Genomic DNA, 650 nt, shown 5'->3' on the forward strand with positions numbered 1-650 from the left:
AGTTGCGCGATCTTGCCCGCATCCATCAAACAGATGCGGTCCGACATCGTCATCGCTTCTTCCTGATCGTGCGTCACGTAGATGATCGTGGTGCCCAGATCGCGGTGAATGCGCTTGATCTCCAGCTGCATGTGATCGCGCAGCTTCTTGTCGAGTGCGCCGAGCGGCTCGTCCATCAGGATGATCGAGGGCCGGTACACCATGCAGCGCGCCAGCGCGATACGCTGCTGCTGCCCGCCCGACAACTCGCGCGGATAGCGACCCGCGACGTGCGGCAGATGCACCATCTCCAGCGCCTCGGCGACGCGCTTCTTCGCGCTGGCCGCATCGACCTTGCGCATCTGCAGCGGAAACGCGATGTTCTCCGCCACCGTCATGTGCGGAAACAGCGCGTAGTTCTGAAACACCATGCCGATGTCGCGGTCGTACGGCGCGCCGTCGGTGACGTCGACGCCGTTGATGCGGATCGAGCCGCCGTCCGCCTGCGCAAGCCCCGCGATGAGGCTCAGCAGCGTGGTCTTGCCCGAGCCGCTCGGGCCCAGCAGCGTCAGGAACTCGCCCTGTGCGACGTCAAGATCGGTCGGCGCGAGCGCGACGAAGTCGCCATAACGCTTGCACAGACCGCTGATCTGGAGATTGATGGTTGCCAT

Annotated in this window: 1 protein-coding gene; it reads right to left on the reverse strand. The window is 64.2% G+C overall.

Annotated elements, in window-relative coordinates:
* Nucleotides 1-650 (reverse strand): ABC transporter ATP-binding protein (locus tag QCE69_RS39355; protein ID WP_309936160.1); only part of this gene is annotated, 650 nt, incomplete at both ends.

It is taken from the genome of Caballeronia sp. LZ032 (assembly GCF_031451315.1).
Taxonomy (GTDB): Bacteria; Pseudomonadota; Gammaproteobacteria; order Burkholderiales; family Burkholderiaceae; genus Caballeronia.